The organism is Erwinia sp. (assembly GCF_031978025.1).
GTDB lineage: Bacteria > Pseudomonadota > Gammaproteobacteria > Enterobacterales > Enterobacteriaceae > Erwinia.
The window spans coordinates 1-6703 of record NZ_DALZCD010000031.1; the positions used below are offsets into that span (position 1 = coordinate 1).

Consider the following 6703-nt stretch of genomic DNA (forward strand, 5'->3'; position numbering starts at 1 on the left):
TCTTTTGTCCGTTTAACATAAGCTGGATCCCCACACCGGCTGCCGCGCCTTCCTCGTTACTCAGGGCAATTACCCCTTCATTTTTATCTGCGTAACCGTAGCCAGGCTCCAGCCGCATCATGACATTAGTGGCAATGCCATGACAATCTGATAACGTAATAGCAAAAGGCACCTCTGGCCCCTTGCTGCCCTTACCGTGGAATGTTGCGCTTGAAACGGCGCCCATTTGCACATCTTTATTCGTTTCAACTATACAGCCACCTTTGCTTAACTGCACATTGCCCTGAAAATCGATACGGTAAAGATCCCCCAATAAATTATTATCGTCATTCGCTTCCGCCATAAATATAGTCTGTTCTATACGCCCGGTTTTTCCATAATTGCTATCTTTTCCGGTTTTTACTAAATAAAACTTATCGGTAATAGCTACTGTTCCGTTGCTTCTTAATCCGCGCCGCGTCCCCACATTGTTCATACCCGGAAAATAGACGCTCATGCAGCCCCAGGTACCCGACCCGGAATTAAAGTTTGTCCAGACGATACCCAGTCCCAGATCGCTTATTCCCGTACCGGTATCGAGCACCGGACAGCTTAGACCATCCACGTTAACCTTCATACCCGAACGGTTCCAGTTAGCATTGATGACTCTGGCAATCTCTTGATTACGCTTGCCCGTTTTGCAGGTAATATTGAGGGTATTGGAAACCACGTCCAAAATATCGCCCGGCTGCGAGTTTGACGGTACGACTACCGTTTTTAAATCAATAGTGTATTGGTTATTATCTGCCTGACAAATCTGTTCCGCGCTTGCTTGCTGGCAAAAGAATCCCATCCATATCAATAATAATAAAATTAATTTTTGCATTTCAGCTCTGCCATGGTTATTCCGTTATGCGCCGTGTTGTTGCGCAAGTTGAAAGGTATTTTGCATAATGTCTTCCCCGGCAGAGAAATTTCTAATTTAACCTTTTCAGGTAAGCCGGTTAAATAGACCTGCCCTCTTTCATCAGCAATGCCGCTGACGTCACCAGCCCTTACTCGGGTGCCAAGCGGTAAAGGCTTGCCTTGATGCGTAATTTTGAGGAATACCCGATACCCTAATCGGGTATTAAAATCCATCAGAACCAGCGCTCCACGCGTGGGCACTTTCTTTTGTACCGGATCCGTTAAATCGACATTGTTTCCCAACGTTGAGGTATCAAGAGCAACTTCATTTTCCTGATAGGCCGATAGTGAGGGGACGATGGCATAGCCTCTGCCATCCGTTTCCAGGCCGTTGTGATTAACTATACCGATCTTACCCGCGCCCGGCGCCCTGATCAGCGCGTAGCTGCCGCCGTCAACCAAAGGCTGCGCCAGCGTCACGCCGTAAGGATGGGCGACGACGGCGCCGCGTGCCGCCCAGGTGACGCGCTGGTTTTGTCCATAATACTGGGTATAGCCCAGGCTAACGGTGGACGTGCTGCCTTGCAGGCTGGCAAACAGGGCTGAACTTTCGTTGACCCTGCCGCCATGCTGATTACGCGCCTGGGCCACTGACCAGGAGAGATTGTTATTCTCCAGCGCCGTACCGTAAAGTGTTGTTGTCAGATTGCTACCTGCAGAGGGCGAATAAGCAACACGATTGCTCATGGTCAGCGAGCGGGTCGATTGCGGCGTCAACCATTTGCCCAGCGGCAGCGAAAAGCTGGCCGCAACGATGCTGTCCGTTTTTCCCGTATGCCTACTTTTATTCAGGCTCTGGCTTAGGTTGATCGTGACGCCGTCAAAGTTTTTACTCCAGCTGCTGGTGACGGTGCGCGCTTTAAGGCCCCCATGATGCCAGTAAGCCTGCTGCGATGCGGAAACCGCAACGGCGCCGAGCGTGCCTACGGGCTGACTGAGCGTAAGCTGCGCCCGGTTTTTCAACGAGTGGCGCAGGGCCTGAGAAGATGAATAATAATACTGACTGGCTTCATCAAAGCTGTAATAGCCGTCGGTGTCGAAGCGATAGCCAGCCAGCGTCATCGCCGTGCCGGTGCGCTCTATTTGCTTGCTGTAGCGTAGACGCCATGACTGGCCTTTACTGTTGTCGCCATGATAGAAACGGGTCATCGCCTGCGTCATATCAAGCGATACCGCCCCCAATACGCCCAGGCCCTGTCCAATACCAAACGTGCCCGCCTGAAAATCTCGCGCCGCTATCACCCCGCTATACACGGAGGTGGTATTGAGCAGGCCATAAATTGCCTCCAGCTGGGCAAAGCGTCGGGGAGCTGCATCGTTTTCCATACCGGTGCGGTCGCCATGCTCACCAGCACTCAGCGAGTATTTGATTCTTCCCTGTCGTAAGGAAACCGGCGGCGTGGCAAAGGACTGAATGCTTTTACGTACTGAGCCATCTTCTTCGCGAAGGGTGATTTCCAGATCGCCGGACGTGCCGGTCGCGTAAAGATCGTTAATAACGAAGTCGCCGGGTGGGACAAAAGTTTGGTAGAGCAGATTGCCATTTTGCCTGACTTCGACCGTGGCGTTGGTCATAGCGACGCCATGAATAACAGGCGCATAACCTCGCATACTGAAGGGCAGCATTTCATCCTGCGACGTCAGCGCCGCGCCCTGAAAACTGAAGCTATCGAAAACGAGGCCCGGCGTGGCCGTATCGCCGACGAGTAGCCGTGCACGCAGCGCTTTGATATCCCGTTCCACCCAGCTCTGCAAACTTTGCCAGTTGTTTTTTCCCGCTGCCGTCCGGGCATAGTAGCTATAATTACGCAGCCGCCATGCGCCGATATTAATGCCATTACGTAGGTTAAGATATTGCGAGTTTTCCTGGCCACCCCGGTGGTTTTTTACTTTAGCACCTGACAGGCTGTAAGAGGAAAACAGCATTGGCACGCCTTCTTCCCAGCGATCCGGCGAGATATAACCCTGAACCTGGCTGTCTAAGGCCGCCTGAGGGATACGCAGGCTAAGCTGTCGCTTTTCAAAATCAAAATCGGCTACCGTCTGAGGGATATAAGCGGCAATGTTGCTGACCACCGCATCATTTGGCAGCTGCTGCAAGCCCGGTATCGCCGTCGTTTTTATCCCTGACGCTTGCAGCAGGCTGACCGGCAGTTCTGGGCAGAGCTGCTCACCACAGAGAATAAAACGCAACTTTTTTTCGCCCATATCACGCTTATTCACGCTCAAATGAACCTGATATACGCCGGGTAACTGATTAGTAAGATGTGACAGCTGCGCCAGATCCAGCTGCGATTTTTGCTCCTCACTAAGGTGTAAAGCGTCAATATTGAAATAAAGCTCTGCGCGCGCAGGAGAAATTATTAATGCCAACGCAAGGAAAATAACGGCCACACGATCCGAAAAAAATGCCTGTAAACCTGGCCGATAAGCTACTTTCACCGCGGACATATTCCCTGACTCCGCTATCAGAATTTCTCATGATGTTCTGGCGTAAAACCACCAAAATCATTAATTGTGCTAAAAGTGACGGTCGTTATTTTCCCCACCGGCGCCTTCAGCGCGCGTGACGAAAAAGGTTGCAGCGTGCCAGGCTGTTCCAGCGGCTTATTATTAATTTTCATCCGCGTCAGGGTAACGACATAAGGCGTGGGATTAGCCACCGTAAGGCTGCTTTCGCCGGGCGTGACTTTAAGCTGACGCCAGGCCTCGCCCGCGCCCTTCACGGTTAATCCAGCCGGGCGATAAATCAGCTTGATAATATTTTGCGTGGCAATCGTTAAACGGTTTGAAGAGGCTTCTTTGGATACCGCCGGAACGGCCCGCACATTAAGCAGGAACAGGCTTTCGCGATCGGTTGGCAGTAAATGTGGGCCGCTGCCGGTATAAACCACCCTCACTGTGCCACTGGCCTGACGCCCAAGCTTAAATAAGGGCGGGGTGGTAATAAATGGCACTTCACCTTCTTTTTGATTAAAATCAGTGACCCAGGCCTGAATAAGATAAGGCACGCTACTGCCGATGTTATTTAACGGCACGCTGGCCTCTTTTTTCCCTTCGGAATAAATTAATCGCGTGGCACCCAGGCTCAGGCCATCGGCGTGACTTGCGGGCACGCAGGCAAAAGCCAGCACGGATGCGAGAATAACAAATATAAACGAGCGCATTTACAACCTTTCCAGAGGACATCGCCCCCTGTCAGGCAAGGGGCGTAGAATAAATAAATTACGAATTGGAATAATCGATAACGAAAGTGACATCTGTACCAATATCGCCCACATGACTAGTAGTGTCGTACGCGACCAGGTAGGCATTAAAACGTCCCGTGGCGCTGCTTCCCTCTTTAGCCAGGCCAGTATTAGCCGTCTTAACGCCGGGCGAATAGTAGGTTCCCGCTTTATCGGCATCTTCCAGCTGAATACCGATGCCCGGCACCCGGCTGGTAAAAAGACGGGTGTAATTTGCTGTAGAGACAGCAGTGCCCTTAAAAGTGATACCAGGTGCCGCTGTGCCCGCGCAGTCGGAAAGCTCAATGGTAAAAGGTTTAGCACTGCTGCTGCTGCCGACGCTTTTAAACGTGGCGCTGCTTAGCTGTCCGAAGTCTACGGTGCCAATGGTGGTGCCGGAGCCTGCCACGCTTGAAACCGTACAGGCAGCGGCTGAAATCGTACCGGTAAAACGGATAGTACCGTCATCGGCATGGGCAAGCGTCATGCTGCCCAGGCCAACAGGAATTAACATTACTGCCAGTAGCTTTTTTCTTAACATATTACAATCCTGTAGGTGAAGTTAAAATCCAACGTTGAGTTAATAGTGAGAAATTCATTCTTAGTCATACAATGTACGAGCCATAGCACCGACACACAGCTACCGCGCAGAAAATATATTTCTGCTCTTTTCAGGAAATAATGGAGTCGTTTACAGCTTTATATTTTGCACCAGGCATAAATAAAAGCAAAAAGATAACATCGCCAAAACAGCCAAGAGTTAATAGTCCAAACCTATCAATAAACAAATAAAATAACCCCCGGTAACATAAAGTAAGTTTTGCGCGTTGAGATGTAAACCACTTCACCTTTATGTTATAAAATAGCAAACAGCGACAATAAGAAACATAGCGGAAAGATAAATTCAATTTTATAATAACGAACCATTACCGGAAATTAATAGCACCTTCGTTTAATTACCATTAATTTTTACCAGAAGACCTGGAAATAATGATTCATCATGCGGTGCAGGCGGGTAATAATTATTGACCGTTTAAAATGAGGTGAACAGCCTGTTACAAGTTCAACAAATGTCACACTTTACCCGGCCGGGACGCATTTTTAAGGTCGTGATTTTTCGCGTAATCTTTATTATATAGCGGCTAAATAAAGGGCTACTTGACTGGCAGTGGATGAAATTCAGAGATTTTGTAGAAGAAGAAAAGCTGTTTGTTCGCAGAGCACTGGTGGCCTTTGGTGTGGTGCTGGCGGGCTTTGTCACGCTCGGCATTAATCTCTGGCATCTGCAGATTGAGCAAAATCAGTACTACCAGACCCGCTCCAATCAAAACGATATCAAAATGATCCCTGTCGCACCCACGCGTGGGATTATTTTCGACCGTAACGGTACGCCGTTGGTAAAAAATGTTACCTGGTATGATATCGAAGTCCTGCCTTATAAAATTCATGATATGAAGACGTTACTGGCCGAGCTGACGCCTATCGTCGATCTTTCTGCCGACGATATTGAGACGTTTACCCATAACCTGCGTGGTGCCAGCCGTTACAAACCCGTGGTGTTGAAAACCGAGCTATCCGCAGAAGAAGTTGCCCGTTTTTCTGTTAATCAATTCAAATATACCGGCGTCGACATTAACAGCTACGAAGATCGCCAGTATCCCTACGGCGCGGATCTGGCACACGTGGTGGGGTATGTGTCCAAAATAAACGACAGCGATTATAAAAGGCTGGATAAAGAAGGGATTAGCGAGAACTACGCCGCCGACCATAATATTGGCAAGCAGGGGATCGAAGGGTATTACGAATCCGTACTGCACGGCAAAACCGGCTATCAGGAAGTCGAGGTGGATAACCATGGCCGGGTGATCCGCGTACTCAAAGAGGTGCCGCCCGTTGCCGGAAAAAATATCTACCTGACGCTGGATCTCCCTTTACAGCAGTACGTGGAGACGCAGCTGGTAGGCCAGCGCGCCGCCGTCTTGATTGAAAACCCTAAGACCGGCGAAGTGCTGGCGATGGTCTCCAGTCCCAGCTACGATCCTAATCCTTTTGTAAAGGGGATTGGTTATAAAGCCTATAAGTCGTTGCTAGCTAATAAAGATCTGCCGCTGATCAACCGCGTCACTCAGGGGCTTTACCCGCCAGCCTCCACCGTTAAGCCTTATATGGCGATGTCGGCGCTGCTGAACCACGTGATTACGCCGCAAACTACCTTCTTCGGTGCGCCGACCTGGACGCTGCCGGGCACCGAACGCAAATACCGCGACTGGAAAAAAACCGGACACGGCATGTTGGATGTGACCCGGGCGATTGAAGAATCGGCGGACACGTTCTTTTACCAGGTCGCCTTTATGTTGGGCATCGATCGCATCCATACCATGCTCAGCCAGTTCGGCTACGGTAAATCGACCGGTATCGATCTCAACGAAGAGTACAACGGTCTGCTGCCAAGCCGCGAATGGAAACAGAAAGTGCATAAGAAGGGATGGTACCAGGGCGATACCGTTTCTGTAGGCATTGGGCAGGGTTAC

Annotated in this window: 5 protein-coding genes; 1 reads left to right on the top strand and 4 read right to left on the bottom strand. The window is 50.1% G+C overall.

The genetic code is table 11. The features are described 5' to 3' along the window. From RTK32_RS04090 to RTK32_RS04105, 4 genes are all read right to left on the bottom strand, one after another. Positions 1 to 865 (bottom strand): fimbrial protein (locus RTK32_RS04090; RefSeq protein ID WP_312042231.1); only part of this gene is annotated, 865 nt, incomplete at its 3' end. Continuing rightward, complete coding sequence (locus RTK32_RS04095; RefSeq protein ID WP_312042232.1) at positions 853 to 3396, bottom strand: fimbria/pilus outer membrane usher protein; 2544 nt, start codon at positions 3394 to 3396, stop codon at positions 853 to 855. The genes RTK32_RS04095 and RTK32_RS04090, both read right to left, overlap by 13 nt. A gap of 17 nt (positions 3397 to 3413) precedes the next feature. Next, positions 3414 to 4112, bottom strand: coding sequence for a molecular chaperone (locus RTK32_RS04100; RefSeq protein WP_312042233.1), 699 nt, complete (start codon positions 4110 to 4112; stop codon positions 3414 to 3416). A gap of 58 nt (positions 4113 to 4170) precedes the next feature. Continuing rightward, positions 4171 to 4713: a fimbrial protein gene (locus RTK32_RS04105; RefSeq protein ID WP_312042234.1), complete on the bottom strand. Its 543-nt coding sequence runs from the start codon at positions 4711 to 4713 to the stop codon at positions 4171 to 4173. Positions 4714 to 5344: 631 nt separating this feature from the next. Here RTK32_RS04105 and mrdA point away from each other — a divergent pair. Next, positions 5345 to 6703 (top strand): penicillin-binding protein 2 (gene mrdA / locus RTK32_RS04110; protein WP_312042235.1); only part of this gene is annotated, 1359 nt, incomplete at its 3' end.